This is a genomic window from Alistipes onderdonkii (assembly GCF_025145285.1).
GTDB classification, from domain to species: Bacteria; Bacteroidota; Bacteroidia; order Bacteroidales; family Rikenellaceae; genus Alistipes; species Alistipes onderdonkii.
On the sequence record NZ_CP102251.1, the window covers coordinates 507,780 to 529,364 of the forward strand.

Sequence of the window (21,585 nt, forward strand, 5' to 3'; positions counted from 1 at the left end):
ATATGGATAGCTTCGGTTTTCTGAAAGTGGCGGCAGCCGTGCCGCACGTACGGGTCGGCGACTGCGATTTCAATGCGGAGCGCATGGCCGCTATGGCCGACGAGGCGGCACAGCGGGGCGTGGAGATCGTCGCGTTCCCCGAGTTGGCCCTGACGGCCTACACCTGCGGCGACCTGCTGCTGCAACCCGCACTGCTCGACGCGGCCGACGAGGCGTTAGCAAGGCTGGTACGCGACACGCGCAAGTTGCCGCTGACGCTCATCGCGGGAGCCCCGCTGCGCCACGCTCAGACGCTCTACAACTGCGCCGTGGTCTTCACGCAAGGGCGCATACTGGGCGTCGTCCCCAAAACCTATATCCCCGACTATACGGAATTCTACGAGAACCGCTGGTTCGCATCGGGCGCAGGCATCTCCGAAGAGACGATCCCCGTCGCGGGGCAGGCTGCGGATTTCGGCGCAGGCCTCACGTTCGAGGTCAACGGCACGGAGTTCGGCGTGGAACTGTGCGAAGACCTCTGGACGGCAGTGCCGCCCTCGTCGCACATGGCACTCAGCGGCGCGAAGGTGATCTTCAACCTCTCGGCATCGCCCGAGGCCGTCGGCAAGCACGCCTACCTGCGGCAGCTCGTAGCGCAACAGTCAGCACGCACGATAGGGGGTTATGTCTACTGCTCGGCCGGCTTCGGCGAATCATCGACCGACCTGGTATTCGCCGGGAACGGCATCATCGCCGAAAACGGAAAGATCCTGCGCGAAGCGAAGCGTTTCGTGCTCGAAGAGCAGTTGGTGGTGGCCGACCTCGACATCGAGCGGCTGGAATTCGAACGCCTCAGGAACACCTCGTTCCGCGTGAATGAAGGCGCGGCGGAGAACACCGTGATCGAAATGGAAATCCCCGAAGGGCTGCGCGCGGCGGCGCTCGACCGCGACATCGACCCGATGCCGTTCGTGCCGCAGGACGAAGCGCACCGCAGCCAGCGCTGCGAGGAGATCTTCCAGATACAGTCGCACGGGCTGGCCAAGCGGCTGGTACACACGCGCTGCGAAAAGGCCGTGGTCGGCATCTCGGGCGGGCTCGACTCGACGCTGGCTCTGCTCGTGGCGGTACGCACGTTCGACAAGCTGCAACTCGACCGCACGGGGATCATCGGCATCACGATGCCCGGGTTCGGCACCACGGATCGCACCTACAACAATGCGCTGGAGTTGATGCGCAGCCTGGGCGTCACCGTGCGCGAAATCCCGATCCGCGACGCCTGCCTGCAACATTTCAGGGACATAGGGCTCGACCCCGAAGACCGCTCGGCGGCCTACGAGAACAGCCAGGCACGCGAACGCACGCAGATACTGATGGATGTCGCCAACATGGAGGGCGGACTGGTGGTCGGCACGGGCGACCTGAGCGAGCTGGCCCTGGGATGGGCGACTTACAACGGCGACCAGATGTCGATGTACGGCGTGAACGCCTCGGTGCCCAAGACGCTGGTGCGCCATCTGGTAAAATGGGTGGCCGACACCGAGTCGGATGCGGCGGCCCGCGCCACGCTGCTCGACATCATCGACACGCCGGTCAGCCCGGAATTGCTGCCGGCGGACAAGGACGGCAGGATCAGCCAGAAGACCGAAGACCTGGTAGGCCCTTACGAGCTGCACGATTTCTTCCTCTACAATTTCATCCGCGGAGGTTATCGTCCGGCGAAGATCCTGTTCCTGGCCGAACAGGCATTCCGCGGAAGTTATGACCATGCTGCGATCCGGAAATGGCTGGAGGTATTCTTCCGCCGCTTCTTCTCGCAGCAGTTCAAGCGCTCGGCAATGCCCGACGGCCCGAAGGTCGGTTCGGTGGCCCTGTCGCCCCGGGGCGACTGGCGTATGCCTTCGGACGCCTCGGCAGCCGTATGGCTCAAGGAACTCGAAACACTGTAAACCGTAAATACCAATAAAATCCAAATGAAGAAAACCCTTTTGTCCGTCGCCGCGGCACTGCTGCTCGCAGGCGGCGCCGCATCGGCACAGGACTGGCAGGAAGCACTGAAAAAGGCCGCGACGGAGGCCGCAGACAAGGCGACAGGCGGCAAACTGACCCAATATGCGCTGGTCGGGACGTGGAACTACTCCGCTCCGGGCGTGAAATTCGAAGGCAACGACCTGCTGAGCCAGCTCGGAGGATCGGCGCTCGAAGGTACCGTCAAGAGCCAGCTCGACAAGGTCTACCAAACGGTGGGCATCAAGCCCGGCGCAGGTTCGGTCACATTCGGCAAAGACGGCGCATTCAGTACCCAAATGGGCAATTACAAATTGTCGGGCACCTATACGTTCGACCCCTCGACCCATGTAGCCGCGATGAAATTCGCCAAGGAGAAGCTCGGCAAGGAAAAGCTCGACCTGGGCGAGGTTCCGGGGCACGTCTACCTCAGCGGGACGAAGATGGTACTGGTCTTCCCGGTGGGCAAGCTCATCGAGATCATCAAATCCTACGGCAGCAAAATCTCGTCGATGGAGACCGTCGTCGCCCTGCTCGAACAGTACAAGAACGTATACATCGGATTCGAATTCAGCAAGGGGACGGCAGAAAACACGAAATAGTTGAAAAAAAATCATAATTTTTTTTAAATGACAGATTCACGGCGGATCTGTCATTTTTTATTACGGATATTTACCGATCGCTCCCCGCACTCCCCCGGACAGTAAGCAGATGGGGTGCAGAAGTCGCAAACGGCATAAGTAAAATATTTTAGCAATTTCTTAAAGAACTTGCAAAACTCGAACAGATACATTATTTTTACCACCGAACAGATTCCATAAACCCTTAAACACAGATTGACTATGAACGAGCAAGCACATCAGTACGTCGAAGATTTCATGGCGCAACTAACCCTCCGCAATCCCAATGAGCCGGAATTCCACCAGGCCGTCCGCGAGGTCGCCGAATCGCTGGCTCCCCACATCGTGGCGAGCCCCGTATTGCAGAAAATGAAAGTTCTGGAACGCATTGCGGAACCCGAGCGCGTCATCATTTTCCGTGTGCCCTGGCTCAACGACAAAGGCGAGATCGAGATCAACCGCGGCTACCGCGTGCAGATGAACAGCGCCATCGGCCCCTACAAGGGCGGCATCCGCTTCCACCCTTCGGTCAACCTGTCGATCCTGAAGTTCCTCGCCTTCGAACAGACCTTCAAGAACAGCCTCACGACGCTGCCGATGGGCGGCGGCAAGGGCGGTTCGGATTTCAACCCCAAGGGGCGCTCGGACAACGAGGTGATGAAATTCTGCCAGTCGTTCATGACCGAATTGCAGCGCCACATCGGACAGGACACCGACGTCCCGGCAGGCGACATCGGCGTCGGCGGCCGTGAGATAGGCTTCATGTTCGGGCAGTACAAGCGCCTGCGCGACGAATTCACGGGAACGCTCACCGGCAAGGGACGCGACTGGGGCGGCAGCCCGCTGCGCCCCGAAGCGACGGGCTACGGCACCTGCTACTTCGCACAGGAGATGCTCGCCACGCGCAAGGAGTCGTTCAAAGGCAAGACCGTCTGCATCTCGGGATCGGGCAACGTGGCACAGTATGCCTGCCAGAAGGCGACGCAACTCGGTGCGAAGGTCGTGACGCTCTCCGATTCGTCGGGTTACATCCACGACCCCGAAGGCATCGACGAGGCAAAACTGGAATATGTAATGGAATTGAAAAATATCTTCCGCGGACGTATCAAGGAGTACGCCGACCGCTATCCGTCGGCCAAGTACTACCCCGGCGAGCGCCCGTGGGGCGTGAAGTGCGACATCGCCATGCCGTGCGCCACGCAGAACGAGCTGAACGGAGACCAGGCGCAGGCACTCGTGGACAACGGCTGCATCTGCGTAGCCGAAGGGGCGAACATGCCCTCGACCCCCGATGCCATCCGCATCTTCCAGCAGCACAAGCTGCTCTTCGCCCCGGGCAAGGCTGCCAATGCCGGCGGCGTTGCGACCTCGGGGCTCGAAATGACGCAGAACTCGATGCGTATCACCTGGTCGCCCGAAGAGGTCGACGCAAAACTCCGCTCGATCATGGTGAACATCCACTCGGTATGCGTGCAGTACGGCACCCAGCCCGACGGCTACATCAACTACGTAGTCGGAGCCAACATCGGAGGCTTCATGAAGGTCGCCAACGCCATGCTGGCGCAGGGTTGCGTATAACCGGCAGCCAAGTATTAAGTATGGGAAATCCCGGGCTTCTGGCAAGGAAGCCCGGGATTTTTTATTGTCCGTGCGCGAATTATCCGTGTGCGAAGGGTATCGTGCCGAGGAGGGATTCGTGCGGAGACCCGCATCGGAAGCATATCCGGCCCGAAAACGGATTACAGGAACAGCACAGCCAGCGTCGCGACGGCAAAGCCGCCGCAGAAACCCGCAAGCACCTGCTGTCCGTTATGGCAGCCCAGGTAAAGGCGTGCGGAGGCCAGTGCACCCGCACAGAGAATGGCGACCATCAGCGGCACCATCATGTTGCCTACGCCCGCAACGTTCATCACCACCAGCAGCGCCACGGCAGCGCCCATGGCCGTAAGGTGCAGGCTGATCTTCCAGTAGAACGACACGACGAAGCAGAGCACTTCGCAGCACGCCGCGGCGATCATGAACTTGCGCAGGAAGATCGCCGACGGGATCTTGGCGATGGTGATGGCGCAAAGCACGTAGCAGACGGCCCCGACCAGCAGCGGCAGCAGCCGCTCGCGCCGGTTGTCCACCTTAAAGTCGGAAATGCGTCCCAATGAGCGCAGCACGCCCAACGCCAGCAGGGGGATGATCATCGCATAGAGCACGACAACCCACAGCAGGTAGAACTTCACATTGGCGGGATAATGCGCGAAAACGGTGAGCGTCAGCAGCACGACGATCAGGTAGAGGGGCAGCAGGAACGGGTGCAGCACCCACGATATTCCGTTCGAAAGTTTCTTATACATCATTCAAATTTATCACGGCCTCCCGCCCCGCAGCTGTCCGGCAATTGTCCATCCGGCGGGAAGGCATATTTCCGGCAGCACGGCCGTCCGGTAAAAGGGCGTACGCGAAGCCGCCGGGTCAAAACTTCGCTATATCTGTTTGCGGAGCCGGGCGACGGGAATACCCAGCATCTCGCGGTATTTGGCCACCGTGCGCCGGGCGATGCGGTAACCCTTGCCGTTGAGGATGTCCATCAGCGTCTCGTCCGTCAGCGGATGGCGCTTGTCCTCGTCGTCGATACACTCCTGCAGGATATTCTTGATCTCGTAACTCGACACCTCCTCGCCGCTGTCGGTCTGCATCGCCTCCGAGAAGAGCGACTTCAGAAGTATGATGCCGAACTGCGTCTGCACGTACTTGCTGTTCACCACGCGCGAGATGGTCGACACATCCAGCCCCGTGCGGTCGGCGATGTCCTTGAGGATCATCGGCCGCAGTTTCGACTTGTCGCCGTCCTTGAAATATTCCTGCTGGTAGTCCAGAATGGTCTGCATCGTACGCATAAGCGTATCGTGGCGCTGTTTGATGGCCGAGATGAACCATTTGGCCGAGTCGATCTTGTTCTTCACGAACTGGATCGCCTCCTTGTCCTTCTCGCGGACAAGGCCGTCGGCACCGACCATTTCGCGGATCATGTCCATATAGCGGCGGTTGACGCGCACCTCGGGGACGTTATACGAATTGAGCGACAGCTGGAAATGCCCGTCCTGATAGTCGAGGATGAAGTCGGGGATGATGTAGGGCGTCGTGTCGGTTCCGCCCTCGGCATAGAGGTTGCCGGGCTTGGGCGACAGGTGCCTGATCTCGGCGATGGCCTCGCGGAAATCGTCCTCGGAAACCTGCAGGCGCGACATCAGTTTTTCGTAATGCTTCTTGACAAACTCGTCGAAATAGGCAGTCAGTATCTTGCGCGCCAGCCGGCGGGGCCGCGAATTGACAGGGATCTGCGCCATTTGCAGCAACAGGCACTCCTGGAGATTGCGGGCGCCTATGCCGGCGGGTTCCAGTTCATGGATGATGCCGAGCAGTTTCTCCAGCTCCTCGGCCGAGGTCTCGATCCCGACCGTGAAGGCGATGTCGTCGGCCACGGACTCCAGGTCGCGGCGCAGGTAACCGTCCTCGTCGATGCTCCCGACCAGGTATACGGCCAGTTTCATCTCGCGCTCGGAAAGGTTGCGGAACCCCAGCTGCTCGATCAGGTACTCCTGCAACGACCGTCCCTCGGTCAGGAAGACCGGGCGCTGCTTGTCGTCCTTCGAGTAGTTATTGATACGGCTTTTATAGGAAGGGGTGTCGTCTTCACGCAAATACTCGTCGACCGAAATCTGCTGGGGCTGTTCCTCGTCCTCGGCAGCACGATCCTCTTCCTCCAGCACGATATTGTCTTCGATCTCCTGTTTGATACGCTGTTCGAGCTGCACGGTGGGCAGCTCCAGCAACTTGATCATCTGAATCTGCTGGGGCGAGAGCTTCTGCTGAAGCGACAGTACCTGTTTCTGATTAATAGCCATACTTTTTCCAAATTAAGAATTAGAGATTCCGAATTTGGTTTCTTCTTGGGGGTTAGTATACAACACAAACGGCCGCAGCCGGAAAATCGTATGGAAAAGCGGGATTTCGGGACTTGCGCCGCACAGCCCGGACAGGAAAATGCTCGAGTTCGGGTTATGCAGCCGGTACGAAACAGCCTTCCCAGGTGGTTTTAAAACTCGGCGTTCTTCGGCGTGCGCGGGAAAGGCTGCACGTCACGGATATTGGTCATGCCCGTCACGAAAAGCAGCAACCGGTCGAAGCCCAGGCCGAAGCCGGAGTGCGGGGCCGAACCCCAGCGGCGGGTATCCAAATACCACCAGAGTTCCTTTTCGTTCATACCGAGCTCCTGCACCCTTGCATGAAGCTTGCCATAATCGGCCTCGCGCTCCGAACCGCCGATGATTTCGCCGATTCCGGGGAATAATACGTCCATAGCGCGTACCGTCTTGCCGTCGTCGTTCTGCTTCATGTAGAAGGCCTTGATATCCTTGGGGTAGTTGATCAGGATGACCGGGCGCTTGAAATGCTCCTCCACGAGGTAACGCTCGTGCTCGGACTGCAGGTCGCACCCCCAGTCGCAGGGGAATTCGAACTTGCGGCCCGAAGCCTTCAGTATCTCGACGCCCTCGGTGTAGTCGAGGCGCTTGAAATCGTTGTGCAGCACGAAGTTCAGACGTTCCAGCAAACCCTTGTCCCACATCTTGTTCATGAACTCGAGGTCTTCGGCACAGTTATCCAGCGCATACCGGATCAGGTACTTGAGGAAATCCTCGGCCAGTTCCATGTTGTCTTCCAGTTCGTAGAAGGCAGCCTCGGGCTCGATCATCCAGAACTCCGACGCATGGCGCGGGGTGTTCGAGTTCTCGGCGCGGAACGTGGGGCCGAACGTATAGATACGTCCCAGCGACAGGGCCCCCAGTTCGCCTTCGAGCTGGCCCGAGACGGTCAGGTTGCACGACTTGCCGAAGAAATCCTGCGCATAGTCGACCTTGCCCTCATCGGTCTTGGGGACATCGTTCAGGTCGAGGGTCGTCACCTGGAACATGGCGCCCGCGCCCTCGCAGTCCGAAGCCGTGATGAGCGGCGTATGGAAATAATAGAAGCCCTGTTTGTTGAAATACTCGTGGATGGCATACGCCATGGCGTGGCGGATGCGCAACACGGCACCGAAGGTATTGGTTCGCGGACGCAGGTAGGCGATTTCGCGCAGGAACTCCAGCGAGTGCCCCTTCTTCTGGAGGGGATAGGTTTCGGGGTCGGCCGTGCCGTACACCTCGATCTTCGCGGCCTGCACCTCGACCCGCTGCCCTGACCCGAGCGACTCCACGAGCCGTCCGTCGACGCGGATGCAGGCACCCGTAGTGATGGGTTTGAGCTCTTCTTCGCCGAATTTCGAAAGATCGACGACCACCTGTATGTTCGCAACGCACGATCCGTCGTTCAGGGCGATGAACGCCACATTCTTGTTCCCGCGCTTGGTGCGCACCCATCCCTTGACGACAATGTCGGTGTCCACGACGCCCGACTTCAGAATTTCTACGATTCTCTGCGTTTTCATATGATCAATTTTATCTATGCCTTTAACGGCTCTTTTTCGAACTTACAAAGATATCCATTATTTGCGATTTGGCAAAAAAAAAGTACCTTTGCCTAACCTATATTAAGAACACACGCATGAAACGTACGATACTGCTGACGACGGCCATCCTCTGCGCCGCAGGCACCCGGGCGCAGGAGGCATACGACCTGCTGATCCCCGAGCCCGAAACCCCGGTAGCGCTCCGCCCCGTCGAAGGGGGCCGCATTTACCGCACGGAGGTCATTCCCTACGACAAGCGCCATGACGCCGATGCCCGCAACTTAGCGGGCGCCGACGCATATATGGCCTACACGCCCGAACCGTTCGCCGCATCGGGCGACGCGGTTGCCGTCGGGCAGGTGGTCGAAATACCCTACGTGTGGACGGACGGGGTCGTCTACCTGCATCTGGAAAACATAGGCACGGCCTACACCCTCACGGTCAACGACAGCAAGGTGGCCGAAGTCGAAGACCCTTCGACGCCCGCCGAATTCGCATTGACGCCCTACATCCGCGAAGGCAAGAACGCCATCGCGCTGACGTTGCGCCGCAGTGCCGCCGACCGGATCAACGCCGTCCCCGCCTCGCGCAAGGCTTTCGAGAACTGTTACCTTTACACGCAGACCAAACGTTCGATCCGCGATTTCGAGATCGCGCTCGTGCCCGACTCGACACGCAAATTCGGCGTGCTGGAGCTGGCGATCGTCGCGCAGAACGGTTTCAACTACGACGAACCCGTGACCGTAGGCTACGACATCTACTCGCCGCAGGGCAAGCTGCTCGAGTTCAACATGCAGGAGGTCACGATCCCCGGGCGTTCGACCGACACCGTGTGCTTCACGCCCTTCATCTACGGCACCAACGCCAACAGGTGGGAGCCGGGCGCCAAGAACCCGCCGCTCTACAAGGTGATGCTCTTCACGCGCCGCGACGGGGCTTACCGCGAATACATGCCGCTGAAGATCGGCTTCGGCAAGACGGAGCTCGTCGACGGGCGCCTCATGCGCTTCGACAAGGAGCTGAAACTGGCCAAGGCCGGGTACAACGCCGCTGCCGACCGCAAGACGACCCTCGCGGAGCTGAAAACGCTCAAGGCCAAGGGCAACAATACGATATGCCCCGACTATCCGCAGCCGGGGTGGTTCTACGACCTGTGCGATGAGCTGGGGCTCTACGTCATCGACTGCGCCAACATCAACGCACCCGAAAAGCGTGACGACCGGAAGGTCGGCGGCACGCCGTCGAACGACCCGTCGCTGGCGGACGAATACCTCGAACGCGTGAAGGCGATGTACTACCGTTCGCGCAACCATTCGTGCGTCATCGCATTCGCGCTGGGCGGCGAATCGGGCAACGGATACAACATGTACAAAGCCTATGAGTGGCTCAAGTCGGTGGAGAAGTCGCGCCCGGTGATCTGTGCGGATGCCGACGGCGAGTGGAATTCGGATTTGTAGGCAATGACCGTCGAACTGATCGTCATAGGTAAAACCGATTCGAAGGAGGTCGCAGCGCTGGTCGAGATGTACGCCCGGCGTGTGAATTTCTACTGCAGGTTCGCGGTCACGGCCCTGCCCGACGTCCGAAACACCAGGAACCTCACGGTAAAACAACAGCGTACGGCCGAAGGCGAGGCCATCCTGCGCCAGACAACGGACGGCGACTACGTCGTACTGCTCGACGAGCGGGGCGAGGAGATGCGCTCGGTGGAATTCGCCTACTGGCTTCAGAAACGGATGAACAGCGGCGTGAAACGCCTGGTACTGGTGATCGGCGGCCCCTACGGGTTCTCGGACGAGGTTTACAGGCGCGCCGATGCGAAACTGTCGCTCTCGCGCATGACCTTCTCGCACCAGATCGTGCGGGCGATCTTCGCCGAACAGATATACCGGGCCTTCACCATCCTCAACAACGAACCCTACCACCACGAATAAACCGATGCAGCAGCGCCCCGCCATAGCCGTCGTAGCCCCCAACGTCCTGATGGGCGTCGGGCTGAAAGCCATCCTGGAAAAGATCATCCCGATGGCCGACGTGGAGCTTTTCGGCGATTTCGAAGCATTCGCGGAGGCAGCCCCGGAACGGTTCTTCCACTTCTTCGTCGCGGCACAGCTGTTCGTCACGCACAGTTCGTATTTCCGCCCGCTGCGCCACAAGACGATCCTGCTTTGCAACGGGCAGCCGCAGCCGGCCTATGCGGACATGCACAGAATCGACGTCTGCACCAGCGAAGAGACCGTCGTACGCGATATCCTGCGTATGCACCGCGGGGCGCACCACCACGAACACGACATCGGGGGCGCCGCTTACCCCGCCGGCGTACAGCTCACGGGACGCGAGACCGAGGTACTGGCCCTCATCGCCCGGGGCTATATGAACAAGGAGATCGCAGACCGCCTGCAAATCGGGCTGACGACGGTCATCTCCCACCGCCGCAACATCATGGAAAAGCTGGGCATTCGCTCGGTGGCCGGGCTGGCGATCTACGCCATGACGGCCGGATATGTCGCGGTCGACGAGCTCTGAACGCCTCCTCACAAATTAGGATTGCAGCTTCCGAAATAATTCCGTTACTTTGCAGCTGAATTAAACGTCTTATCGTGCACTGCAAACAACTGTTCATAGCACTCCTGCTACTGCCGCTCCTGTCGGCTGCTGCGGGAAGGCATTCGTCTGCGCCACTCCCGGCAGCGGGAACCGCGGCGGGACATGCGGCCGCCGGAGAACGGATGCAGACCGGAGAAATCACTGCGGCCGCAAGGCTGGACGGGAACGGCGGACAGACGGAAACGGAAGGGGGCACGGCAACCGGGGAGTTTGCGAACGCAGGCGAGGCCGACCCCACGGCTGTCGACACGGTGATCGTGGTGGACAAGGTGCAGGTAACGGCCATCAAGCAGGGCATGGTGCTGCGCTCGCAGCCCGTGGCAGCAGCCATCGTCGGCAGCCGCGCCATCGAACGGGGGCATGTCGACGCCCTGAAAAACCTCTCGCAGAACGTCCCCAACTTCTACGTCCCCGACTACGGATCGCGCATGACCTCGTCGATCTACGTCCGCGGGCTCGGGGCACGGATCGACCAGCCGGTCATGGGGCTCAACATCGACAACGTTCCGGTGCTGAACAAGGACAATTACGACATGGAGCTGGCCGACGCAGAGCGCATCGAAGTGCTGCGGGGCCCGCAGTCGACGCTCTACGGGCGCAACACGATGGGCGGCGTCATCAACGTATACACGCTCTCGCCGCTCGCGTACGAGGGTGTCCGCCTGAGCGCCGAATACGGCAGCGGCGACAGCTACCGGTTCAGGGCTTCGTCCTATTACAGGATAAACCCCGACCTGGGCATGGCCGTGACGGGCTATTACACGCATACGGGCGGATTCTTCGAGAACCTCGCAACGGGCGAGAAATGCGACTGGGAGCGGATGGGCGGCGGACGCTGGAAGGCGCAGTGGCGCAACCGTGCGGGATTGAGGATCGACAATACGCTCTCCTTCTCGGTGCTCGAACAGGGCGGGTATCCCTATGCCTACGTCGGCGAGGAAATCGTGCACGACGGGCAGACGGTCATCCGCCCGGGCGAGATCCGCTACAACGACCCGTGCTCCTACCGCCGCACAACCCTCAGCGACGGGCTCACGGTGCGCTACGACGCCGGCAGTTTCTCGGTGGCCTCGATCACCAGCTACCAGTATTCCGACGACGAGATGATCCTCGACCAGGATTTCCTGCCCCTTTCGTATTTCACGCTCAAACAGGCGCGTACGGAACACACCCTCACCGAGGACATCGTATTCCGCTCGCACGAACGGGGGGCGTACCGCTGGCTGCTGGGCGCATTCGGATTCTACCGCCACGGCGTGATGAACGCCCCGGTGCATTTCAAGCAGACCGGCATCGAGGAGCTGATACTCAGCAACGCCAACGAACACGACCCGCAATACACCTACGACGCATGGGACAACGACGAGCTGCTGCTGGGCAGCCGCTTCCGCAACCCCTCGGCAGGCGGGGCGCTCTACCACGAATCGAACTACACGGCCGGACGCTGGCGCTTCACCGCGGGCCTGCGCTTCGACTACGAGCACACCCGCCTGCGCTACCGCAGCTCCACGCAGACCGGCTACACGGCGACCGACCGCGTGAGCGGCACGACGGGGCACTACCCCCTGTCGATCGACATCCGCAATACGCTCAAGCGGAATTTCACCGAAGTACTGCCGAAATTCTCGGTGCTCTATGCCTTCGACGAGATACACAACCTCTACGTTTCGGTGGCCAAAGGGTACAAGGCCGGCGGGTTCAACACGCAGATGTTCTCCGACGTGCTCCAGCAGAAGATGATGAACGAAATGGGGTTCGGGACGGTCTACGACGCGGATAAAGTCGTGAGCTACGAACCCGAATACAGTTGGAACTACGAATTGGGCGGGCACTTTTCCTGCATGGAAGGCGCCGTGCGGGGCGATTTCGCGCTCTTCTACATCGACTGCCGTGATCAGCAGCTCACAATCTTCCCCGAAGGGACGACCACCGGGCGCATGATGACCAATGCCGGACGCACGCGCAGCTTCGGCGGCGAGTTGTCGCTGCAGGTATCGCCGTGGCAGAACCTCGACATCAATGCGGCCTACGGATACACAAATGCCAGGTTTGTCCGTTATAACGACGGGAAAACCGATTACAAGGGCAACTACCTGCCCTACGCGCCGCAGCATACGCTGGCCGCAACCGGGGCGTGGACGATCCCCACGGGTGTGCCGTGGCTCGGGAACATCGTCCTGCAGGCCGGTGTCCGTTGCGCGGGGCGCATCTGGTGGAACGAGGAGAATTCGCTCTCGCAGCCCTTTTACGCGCTGACCGAAGCCTCCCTGCGTTTCGAACAGAAACACTATTCGGTCGACATATGGGGGCGCAACCTCGCGGACGCGGGTTACAACGTATTTTATTTCAAGTCCATCGGCAACGAATTCGTACAGCGCGGACGCCCCAGGACATTCGGCATAACACTGAATATTAACTTATAACGACAATAGCACAATGAAAAAACTCCTTATCCTGCTCGCCCTCGCGGCCTGTGCGGCATGCAACACCGAAGACGACAACGACAACCGGCAAAAGGCCACTTTCGGGGGTACGCTCACCATTACCAGCAATCAGACCCCGTCGGCGACACCCTTTGTGACAAACAACATAAGTTTCGAACTTACGGAAGACAACAGCGGCCTGTTCAAGCTCACGATGTACAACGTGCGTTTCGCGCAGTCCATGCCGATGTCACTCAATATCGTTATCCCCGAACTGAAATACGAGGACTCGGACAACGACGGCATCTACGAACTGACGAGCACGGCCGATCCGATCATCCCCTACATCGGCGGCAAACCGTATTACGACCCGCAAACCGGCAAGGGATTCGCAATCCCGATGTTCACCGGCAGGCTCGCCAACGGCAGCCTGGAGGTGATCTTCACCTGCCGCAACGCGCAGATTCCCGTGGGCGACGAGACGCTCGACCACAAAGCCGTGTACAAGGGAACGATTCTTTTGTAACTTTGCATCGAAAACCGTAACGATATGAAGGCAGAATACAAACCATTCGTAGACGCTCTTATCGAGCTTTGCATCAAAGAGGACATCGGCGACGGCGACCACACGTCGCTCTCGTGCATCCCCTCCGACGAACATGGCCGCATGCGCCTGCTGTGCAAGCAGGAGGGAATCATCGCCGGCATTGAGATCGCGCAGGTCGTTTTCCATCGCCTCGACCCCGACATGGAATTCGAGCAGGTACTCCGCGACGGCGACCGCGTAAAGCCCGGCGACGTGGCGTTCTACGTTTCGGGACGCCTGCGCTCGCTGCTGCAGGCCGAACGCATCATCCTCAACATCATGCAGCGCATGAGCGGCGTGGCTACGCAGACCGCCGTTTACGTCGACCGCCTCGCAGGGCTGCACACCAGGGTGCTCGACACGCGCAAGACCACACCCGGCATGCGCGTGCTGGACAAGATGGCCGTGAAGATCGGCGGCGGCGAGAACCACCGCATGGGGCTTTTCGACATGATCCTGCTGAAAGACAACCACATCGACTTTGCGGGCGGCATCCGCAAAGCCATCCACGGCGCCCGCGAATACCTCCGGGCCAAGGGCAAGGATATTCCCATCGAGTGCGAAGTGCGCTCGCTGGAGGACATCGACGAAGTATTCGCCGCGGGCGGTGTCGACCGCATCATGTTCGACAATTTCACGCCTGCGATGACCCGCGAGGCCGTGAAGAAGGTCGCAGGCCGCTGCGAGACCGAATCGAGTGGCGGCATCACGCTCTCGACGATGCGCGACTACGCCGAATGCGGCGTCGACTTCATCTCGGTCGGTGCCCTGACGCACCAGATCAAGTCGCTCGACATGTCGCTCAAGGCCTGCGAATAACCCAGACGCCCTGTCGTCACCGAATCATACGGACAACGGTTAATTCATGAAACGCCTGCTCCATACCCCGCTGACCCTGTTACTGCGGCGCATTGTACTGCTCTATGCGGTACTGATGCTCTGCCGCGTGGTCTTTTATCTCTACAACGCGCAGTTGCTGGGGACGATCGGCCGGGGTGAGCTGTGGCAGCTGCTCGCCGGCTCACTCAAATTCGACACGGTATCGGTCATCTATGCCAACGGGGTATTCATCCTGCTGGCGTTGCTGCCCCTGCATGTGCGCGAACGCGGCTGGTACCGCAAACTGATGTACTGGTACTACGTGGCGGTAAATGCCGTGCTGGTCGTGGCGGTCAACATGTCCGACTGCGTCTATTTCCGTTACACGCAGAAACGCTTCACGGCCGACGAGGTATTCTTCGCCGACAACAGCAATTCGGTACAGCTCGTCGGTAAGTTCATGGCCGAAAACTGGTACCTGGTACTCGTCGCCGCAGCCCTCGTGGCGCTGCTGGCATGGGGTTACGGCCGCAAGGTGCGCGAGGAGAGCCTGCTGAGCCGCGGCTGGGCCTATTATGTCGGAAGCACGGTGATCTTCGCCACAGGCGCAGGGCTCTCGATCGCAGGCATGCGCGGCGGCATGACCCGCATGACACGGCCGATCACCCTTTCGAACGCCACCCTCTATACCGACGACAGCGGCAAGGCGAACCTCATCCTGAGCAACCCGTTCTGCATCCTGCGGACGATCGGCAACGCGGGAAGCATCAATTACAAAAAATATTTCACCCCCGAAGAGCTGCCGCAGCATTTCACGCCCGTGCACCAGCCCGCAGACAGTGCAGCGGTGAACCTGGCAGGGCGCAACGTCATGGTCTTCATCATGGAGAGCATGTCGGCCGAGCATTCGGCCTATCTGATGCCGGAGGTTTATGCCGGCCGGGAAACCAAGGGCTTCACGCCGTTCCTCGACTCGCTGATGCGCGGCGGCCTCTGTTTCAAACGCATGTATGCCAACGGCACGCGCTCGATACAGGCCATGCCCTCGGTGCTGGGAAGCATCCCTTCGTTCCGGACGCCGTTCGTACTGATGCCGCAATCGCTCGGTGAAAGCCGGCAGTTACCGGCCATACTCCGCGGGAGGGGGTATTCGACGGCATTCTTCTGCGGGTCGGAACACGGCTCGATGGGATTCGGGGCATACGCCCGCTCGGCAGGCGTCGAACGGCTCGTCAGCCGCGAAGACTACGAAGACAGGCACGGCAAGGGTGATTTCGACGGTTACTGGGGCATTTGGGACGAACCGTTCCTGCAATTCACCGGCGAGGAGCTCTCCCGGACACCGGAGCCTTTCTTCGCCACGCTGTTCACCCTCTCGTCGCACCACCCGTTCGTCGTCCCGGCACAATACGAGGACAAACTCCCGGCCGGTTACACGAAACTGCACAAGGGCGTAGCCTATGTCGACAATGCCTTCCGGCTCTTCTTCGAGCGCTTCGGAAGCGAAGAATGGTTCCGCCGCACGATATTCGTATTCGTAGCCGACCATGTGTCCTCCGAAAAATTCGCCGCCAAAACCCGCAGCTATCCGGGCAACTACCATATCATCGGCTTCATGTATACCCCCGACGGCGCCTTGCGGGGCCAGGTCGGAGAGGTCGTGCAGCAGCTCGACATCATGCCCACGCTCCTGGGGCTGCTGGGCAATACGGAGTCCTATTTCGCATTCGGCCGCGACGTGCTGAACGAACCGCAGCGACAGCAGTGGTCGGTGAGTTGGGACGGGGCGTTCCAGGCCGTGACGAACGACGGCACGATCCGCTTCGACGACGCGCAGGACAAACCGGAAGCGTCGGGCGCAGGGGATTCCCTCCTGCAGGATTTCCGCGCCCTTGTCCAGCAATACTATTCCCACGCAGAAAAAAAGAGTTACATCGTCCATGATTGAATTCAAACCCGTGCGCCTCGAGGATAAACAGACCATCGAGCGCTATACCATGCCTTCGGGCATCTACAACTGCGACCTCGCATTCGCCAACATGTATTGCTGGCAGGCGATGTACCACAGTGCCTGGGCCGTGATCGACGGCTTCCTGGTGATCCGCTTCCAGATCGGGGGCGGGGAGAAGATCGGGTACATGCAACCCGTCGGCGAAGGGGATTTCGCCCGGATCATCCCCGCCCTGCGCGAAGATGCCCATGCGCACGGACAGCGGCTGCGCATCATCGGGCTTACGGACGAGGGGCGCGAGATGGTTCGCAACATGCACGCCGGGCTGTTCGCGTTCGAATCCGACCGCGGGATGGAAGATTACGTTTACAACGCCGACGACCTGCGCAACCTCACGGGACGCAGGTACCAGCCCAAACGCAACCATATCAACCGTTTCATGGCGGAATACCCCGATTTCCGGTACGAGCAACTCACGCGCGAGCGGTTCGGGGAGTGCATGCAGCTCGAACGCGAATGGCGCCGGGCCCACGAAGGGCACACCTCGGAACTGTGCGCCGAACAGCGGGCCATGCAGCGGGCTTTCGAACATTTCGAAGAACTGGAAATGATCGGCGGCTGTATCTACGTAGGCGACAAACTGATCGCGTTCACATACGGTTCGGCGGTCAACGACCATACGTTCGACACGCATGTCGAGAAGGCGGACACCGACTACGACGGCGCCTTCACGATCATCAACAAACTCTTCGCACAGCACCTTCCCGCGCGTTTCACGATGATAAACCGCGAGGAAGACCTCGGGATCGACGGGTTGCGCCAGTCGAAGCTCTCCTACCACCCCGCCGTCATCCAGCACAAATATGCGGCCATCCACCTGCACCCGGACGAAATCGCCTGCAAGGAACTTTGGACGGCGGCATTCGGCGACGACGAACAATTCGTCGACTCGTTCCTGATGCGCTATTACAGCCGCCGCAGGATGCTGACGGCCGAATGCGAAGGGCGTACGGCGGCCATGCTCCACATGCTGCCGTTCGAGAGCGAGCTGGGACGGTCGACCTACATCTACGGCGTAGCGACAGCGCCCGAATTCCGCCGCAGGGGACTGGCCGGCAAGCTGATACGCGAAGCGATGCGGCTCATCGGCGAGCAGGGCGACGAGGCGGCCTTCCTGATCCCGAGCGAGGAGTGGCTGCACGGGTTCTATGCAAAATACGGCTTCGAAGGCGCCGTCCCGGTGACATTCTCATCGCAAGACGGCTTCGATTTCGGGACGGGCGACGCCTCGAAAGACAGGGCCATGGTCTGGCGGCGAGCCCCCGGGGCTCCGCTGCCCGAGGCACTGCACTGCACTTACGCCAAGAGGTAGTACCGCCCTGCTGCGCCGCAACGCAAGGTGCGATATCGCACCCACGACAAGAAAGCCGCAGACTTTACAGTCTGCGGCTTTCCGTTTTGCATATCGTCACTTAAAGTCGTCAGTATATGGTTCCGCCGTTCACTTCGGTCGTAGTCCAGGGAACCTCCTTCACCGAAGAGATGACAGCCTCCTGGCCGATGACCGTCAACGTAATTTCGTATTCCACGCCAGCCAGCAGCGACGGCATGGTATCAGCCGTAATGCTTGTTGTGAATTCTTCGCCGTCGATCGTGCAGGTCACGGCAAGGGTAGGCTTAGCGGCCATAGGCACGACAAGCGCCTTTTCGCCGGCGGCCAGGGTAAGCGTCCCCGTCGCCGTGCCGGCCGGATCCACCGTGCCGGCTACCATATCGAGCGTGCCGGTCGCATGGATTCCACCGGTAATCTGCACCTGAGTAAGGTTGGCAGCACCCGTGTATCCACTGCCGGCCGTTGCCAGGAAAGAGAGTTTGGAATAGGCGTGCTTCATCTCGACGGCGACAGCATTCGCATTGGCAGCATTGACAGGCTGGGGTTGGTAGATCAAATCCTGTGCGGCCGCATCCTTTTGCGCCGTCAGCGTATATTCGGCGCCACTGGCAGAAGTAGTCACGGCCAAAGCCGAAGGCGCCCACGCAACCAGCGTACCGCCCTTGCGATCCACCAAGATGGGATCGCCATCGACAGTCCATGCATCGGCACTAAATTTCACCAGTTTCGTTGCAGCAGTAACGCCGGGAATAAAAACATTGAAATCGGCTGCATACGGTTTCGCCTCGGCACGCGTAACGACATCGAGTGCCGTCACACCTACGAACTGTACAGGCGCGATTTCAGGCTGGGGGGGGGTAACTTCGTCCTGTTTATCGCAAGAACAGAAAACGGCCGAAGCCATGGCTGCAGCAGCTGCCGCATAGTAAAAAAGTTTCATTTAGATAGTTTATTAAATTGTTATACATTTTTTGGACGGCCTGCAACCCGCTCAAACGAATTCAACCGACAGCCCCAATTATCCTCTCTTACAGAACGTAATTATTCACATTACACCAAATTGTTCACACTTCGTCACACAATTTCGTTCATTAATGATATTCAAAGTTAAATAAAAACCGCATCATTGCACCATATGAACCGAATAAGCCTACACAAAAAGCATTTTTGTATACCTATTCGGGCTTTCATATATAGCCCATGGGCGTATCTGTATACAAGCATCCTGAAAATCGACATCAGAGGAGCCCGAACCCGGCAAAATGCCGGACATGCATTGCTCGAAGCAGGCCGCAGAAAAACCGCCGCCCTCCCCCAACGGCGAAGGCCGGGAAAAGGCAAGGCACTAAAAAACCCGAAGTTTTCACTTCGGGTTTTGCGGGGGAGGGCACCGGAGGCGGACAACGTCCGGGGCAGGCGATTCGGGGCTATTTCCGTGCGATACGCCGCAGGAAGCACTCGATCGTATTCTCCATCAGGCAACAGATCGTCATCGGCCCCACGCCGCCGGGAACAGGGGTGATGACCGACGCCTTGGGCTCGATGGCGGCGAAATCGACGTCGCCGCACAGCTTGCCGGTTTCGGGATCGCGGTTGACCCCCACGTCGATCACCACGGCCCCGTCACGCACCATATCCTCCGTTACGAACTTCGGGCGGCCGATCGCCACGACCAGGATGTCGGCGCGGCGCGTCACCTCGCCCAGGTTACGCGTACGGCTGTGCGCCATGGTCACGGTGGCATTGGCATCCAACAGCAATTTCGAGACGGGAAGCCCGACGATATTGCTGCGGCCGATCACCACGGCCTCCTTGCCGGCGATCTCCACGCCCGCAGCCCGCAGCATCTTGAGGATACCTTTCGGCGTACAGGGCAGCGTACAGGGCTGTTTCTGCCACAAAGCCGCCACATTGAGGGGATGGAAGCCGTCGACATCCTTCCCCTTGTCGATCGCGGCGATCACCTTGTCCTCGTCGATATGCTTGGGCAGGGGCAGCTGCACCAGGATTCCGTCGACGCCTTCGTCGGCATTCAGGTCGGCGATGATGCCGAGCAACTCGGCCTCGCAGACCGACTCCGGCTTGCGGATCGTCGTATTGCGGATGCCGACTTCGGCCGAGGCCTTGGCCTTGCCCGTCACATAGGAGACGCTGCCCGGGTCTTCGCCCACGAGGATTACGACCAGATGCGGCACGCGTCCGTATTTCGCGCCGAAAGTAGCCACTTCGGCGGCCATTTCGGCCTTGAGTTTTGCTGAGAGTTCTTTTCCGCTGATAACCATACCTTATATATAACTAATTTTCAAATGCCCAATGTCCGATGTCGGTGCGGTGGAAGAGGTTGTCGCATCCGATGCGTGCGACATCCCGCAGCGCATTGGCGCGTGCCTCGGCCAGCGTGGCCCCTTTGCCCACGACGAACAGCACGCGGCCGCCCGAGGTGAGGATGCGGCTGCCGTCGGTCTTCGTCCCCATGTGGTAAAGGGCGCCTTCCACCCGGTCGAGCCCCTTGATCTCGCAGCCCTTTTCATAGGCTCCGGGATAGCCTTTCGAGGCGAGCACGATGCCGAGCGTGGCAAAATCGTGCCATACGAGCTGCGTATCGCCGCCGTCGGCCACAGCGCAGAAGATATCCACGATGTCGCTTTTCAGGCGCGGCAGCACGACCTCGGTTTCGGGGTCGCCGAAACGGGCGTTGAATTCGATGACCTTGATCCCCTGCGGGGTCTTCATCAGGCCGCCGTAAAGCACGCCTTCGAACGGGCAGCCCTCGGCGACCATCGCGTCGGCGGTCGGTTGCAACACCTTCTCGAGCGCATAGCGTTCGTCCTCGGCCGTAATGAACGGCAGGGGCGAATATGCGCCCATACCGCCCGTATTGGGCCCCTTGTCGCCGTCAAATGCCCGCTTGTGATCCTGCGCCAGCACCATCGGCCATACCTTATGCCCGGAGACGAAGCACATGAACGAAAATTCAGGCCCCGTGAGGAAATCCTCGACGACGACCTTGCCCGCGCCGAATTTGTCGTCGAGCAACATGTCCTTCAGGGCGGCGTCGGCCTCCTCCATCGTCTCGGCGATCACCACGCCCTTGCCCGCGGCCAGCCCGTCGTATTTCAGCACGGCAGGCAGCGGACGCGAAGCGACATAGTCCATCGCCGCGGCATAATCGGTGAAGGCCCGGTAACCGGCCGTCGGAATGGCGTATTTGGCCATCAGATCTTTGGCGAACTCCTTGCTCGACTCGATACGCGCGGCAGCCTTCGTAGGGCCGAAAGCCCGCAGCCCGGCGGCCTTGAACGCATCGACCACACCCGCCGCCAACGCCACCTCGGGGCCGACGACCGTAAGGCCGATCCCGTTCTGCGCCGCAAAATCGCGCAGCCGCTCCACCTCCGTCTCGCGGATAGCCACGCACTCGGCCTGCGCCGCAATACCCGCATTGCCGGGGGCGCAAAATATCTTCTCCACCTGGGGCGAGCGCGACAGCGCATCCACAATTGCATGTTCACGGCCACCGCCGCCAATAACCAAAACTTTCATACGAATACGAATTAACAGTTTCCACCGCCGTTATGCCGCCGGACGATGTATGCACGGCCTGCTGCCGACCACAAGTCCGGCACTCTCCCCAAGCCCCTCCCTCGGGAGAGGCTTGTCGCAGCGGCAAAAGTTTTTATTTATACCGTCCGATTTCCGATCG

General features: G+C 59.9%; 17 protein-coding genes. 11 read left to right on the top strand and 6 right to left on the bottom strand.

The annotated features are described in order from the left end of the window. The first annotated feature begins 2 nt into the window (after positions 1-2). The 3 genes from NQ559_RS02165 (at position 3) to gdhA (ending at position 4,184) form a co-directional block, all read left to right on the top strand. Positions 3-1,928: an NAD(+) synthase gene (locus NQ559_RS02165; RefSeq protein ID WP_018695127.1), complete on the top strand. Its 1,926-nt coding sequence runs from the start codon at positions 3-5 to the stop codon at positions 1,926-1,928. 24 nt (positions 1,929-1,952) lie between these two features. Then, positions 1,953-2,588 carry a DUF4923 family protein gene (locus NQ559_RS02170; RefSeq protein WP_018695126.1) on the top strand — a complete coding sequence of 212 codons (636 nt, stop codon included), beginning with the start codon at positions 1,953-1,955 and terminating at the stop codon, positions 2,586-2,588. Between the two features lie 240 nt (positions 2,589-2,828). After that, the gene (gene gdhA, locus NQ559_RS02175) at positions 2,829-4,184 is read left to right on the top strand and encodes an NADP-specific glutamate dehydrogenase (RefSeq protein WP_018695125.1); all 1,356 of its coding nucleotides are present in this window, start codon (positions 2,829-2,831) and stop codon (positions 4,182-4,184) included. Between the two features lie 161 nt (positions 4,185-4,345). On the opposite strand, the gene NQ559_RS02180 is transcribed toward gdhA, so the two are convergent. The 3 genes from NQ559_RS02180 to asnS all read right to left on the bottom strand — a co-directional run bounded on the left by NQ559_RS02180 (position 4,346) and on the right by asnS (position 8,082). Next, positions 4,346-4,954: a hypothetical protein gene (locus NQ559_RS02180; protein ID WP_032136040.1), complete on the bottom strand. Its 609-nt coding sequence runs from the start codon at positions 4,952-4,954 to the stop codon at positions 4,346-4,348. A 126-nt stretch (positions 4,955-5,080) separates the two neighbouring features. Next, positions 5,081-6,502: an RNA polymerase factor sigma-54 gene (gene rpoN, locus NQ559_RS02185; protein ID WP_018695123.1), complete on the bottom strand. Its 1,422-nt coding sequence runs from the start codon at positions 6,500-6,502 to the stop codon at positions 5,081-5,083. A 191-nt stretch (positions 6,503-6,693) separates the two neighbouring features. After that, positions 6,694-8,082, bottom strand: coding sequence for an asparagine--tRNA ligase (gene asnS / locus NQ559_RS02190; protein ID WP_018695122.1), 1,389 nt, complete (start codon positions 8,080-8,082; stop codon positions 6,694-6,696). Positions 8,083-8,198: 116 nt separating this feature from the next. On the opposite strand from asnS, the gene NQ559_RS02195 reads away from it, so the two are divergent. From NQ559_RS02195 to NQ559_RS02230, 8 genes are all read left to right on the top strand, one after another. Next, a complete protein-coding gene (locus tag NQ559_RS02195) occupies positions 8,199-9,560 on the top strand; it encodes a glycoside hydrolase family 2 TIM barrel-domain containing protein (protein WP_018695121.1) in 1,362 nt (453 codons plus the stop codon). 3 nt (positions 9,561-9,563) lie between these two features. Further along, complete coding sequence (gene rlmH, locus NQ559_RS02200; RefSeq protein ID WP_018695120.1) at positions 9,564-10,037, top strand: 23S rRNA (pseudouridine(1915)-N(3))-methyltransferase RlmH; 474 nt, start codon at positions 9,564-9,566, stop codon at positions 10,035-10,037. A gap of 4 nt (positions 10,038-10,041) precedes the next feature. Continuing rightward, the gene (locus NQ559_RS02205) at positions 10,042-10,629 is read left to right on the top strand and encodes a helix-turn-helix transcriptional regulator (protein WP_018695119.1); all 588 of its coding nucleotides are present in this window, start codon (positions 10,042-10,044) and stop codon (positions 10,627-10,629) included. 203 nt (positions 10,630-10,832) lie between these two features. After that, entirely contained in the window at positions 10,833-13,133 is a 2,301-nt protein-coding gene (locus tag NQ559_RS02210; RefSeq protein ID WP_018695118.1) for a TonB-dependent receptor, read from the top strand. A 13-nt stretch (positions 13,134-13,146) separates the two neighbouring features. Next, positions 13,147-13,659, top strand: coding sequence for a hypothetical protein (locus NQ559_RS02215; protein ID WP_018695117.1), 513 nt, complete (start codon positions 13,147-13,149; stop codon positions 13,657-13,659). A 24-nt stretch (positions 13,660-13,683) separates the two neighbouring features. Next, a complete protein-coding gene (gene nadC / locus NQ559_RS02220) occupies positions 13,684-14,538 on the top strand; it encodes a carboxylating nicotinate-nucleotide diphosphorylase (RefSeq protein WP_018695116.1) in 855 nt (284 codons plus the stop codon). Between the two features lie 46 nt (positions 14,539-14,584). After that, a complete protein-coding gene (locus NQ559_RS02225) occupies positions 14,585-16,486 on the top strand; it encodes an LTA synthase family protein (RefSeq protein WP_018695115.1) in 1,902 nt (633 codons plus the stop codon). Further along, a complete protein-coding gene (locus NQ559_RS02230; RefSeq protein WP_018695114.1) occupies positions 16,479-17,861 on the top strand; it encodes a GNAT family N-acetyltransferase in 1,383 nt (460 codons plus the stop codon). The genes NQ559_RS02225 and NQ559_RS02230 overlap by 8 nt, the downstream gene beginning before the upstream one ends. A gap of 109 nt (positions 17,862-17,970) precedes the next feature. Here the strand turns inward: NQ559_RS02230 and NQ559_RS02235 are convergent, their stop codons facing one another. The 3 genes from NQ559_RS02235 to purD form a co-directional block, all read right to left on the bottom strand. Next, positions 17,971-18,822 carry a fimbrillin family protein gene (locus NQ559_RS02235; protein WP_018695113.1) on the bottom strand — a complete coding sequence of 284 codons (852 nt, stop codon included), beginning with the start codon at positions 18,820-18,822 and terminating at the stop codon, positions 17,971-17,973. A gap of 487 nt (positions 18,823-19,309) precedes the next feature. After that, positions 19,310-20,164 carry a bifunctional methylenetetrahydrofolate dehydrogenase/methenyltetrahydrofolate cyclohydrolase FolD gene (folD, locus tag NQ559_RS02240; RefSeq protein WP_018695112.1) on the bottom strand — a complete coding sequence of 285 codons (855 nt, stop codon included), beginning with the start codon at positions 20,162-20,164 and terminating at the stop codon, positions 19,310-19,312. 13 nt (positions 20,165-20,177) lie between these two features. Further along, entirely contained in the window at positions 20,178-21,425 is a 1,248-nt protein-coding gene (gene purD / locus NQ559_RS02245; RefSeq protein WP_026318232.1) for a phosphoribosylamine--glycine ligase, read from the bottom strand. Between the last annotated feature and the right edge of the window lie 160 nt (positions 21,426-21,585).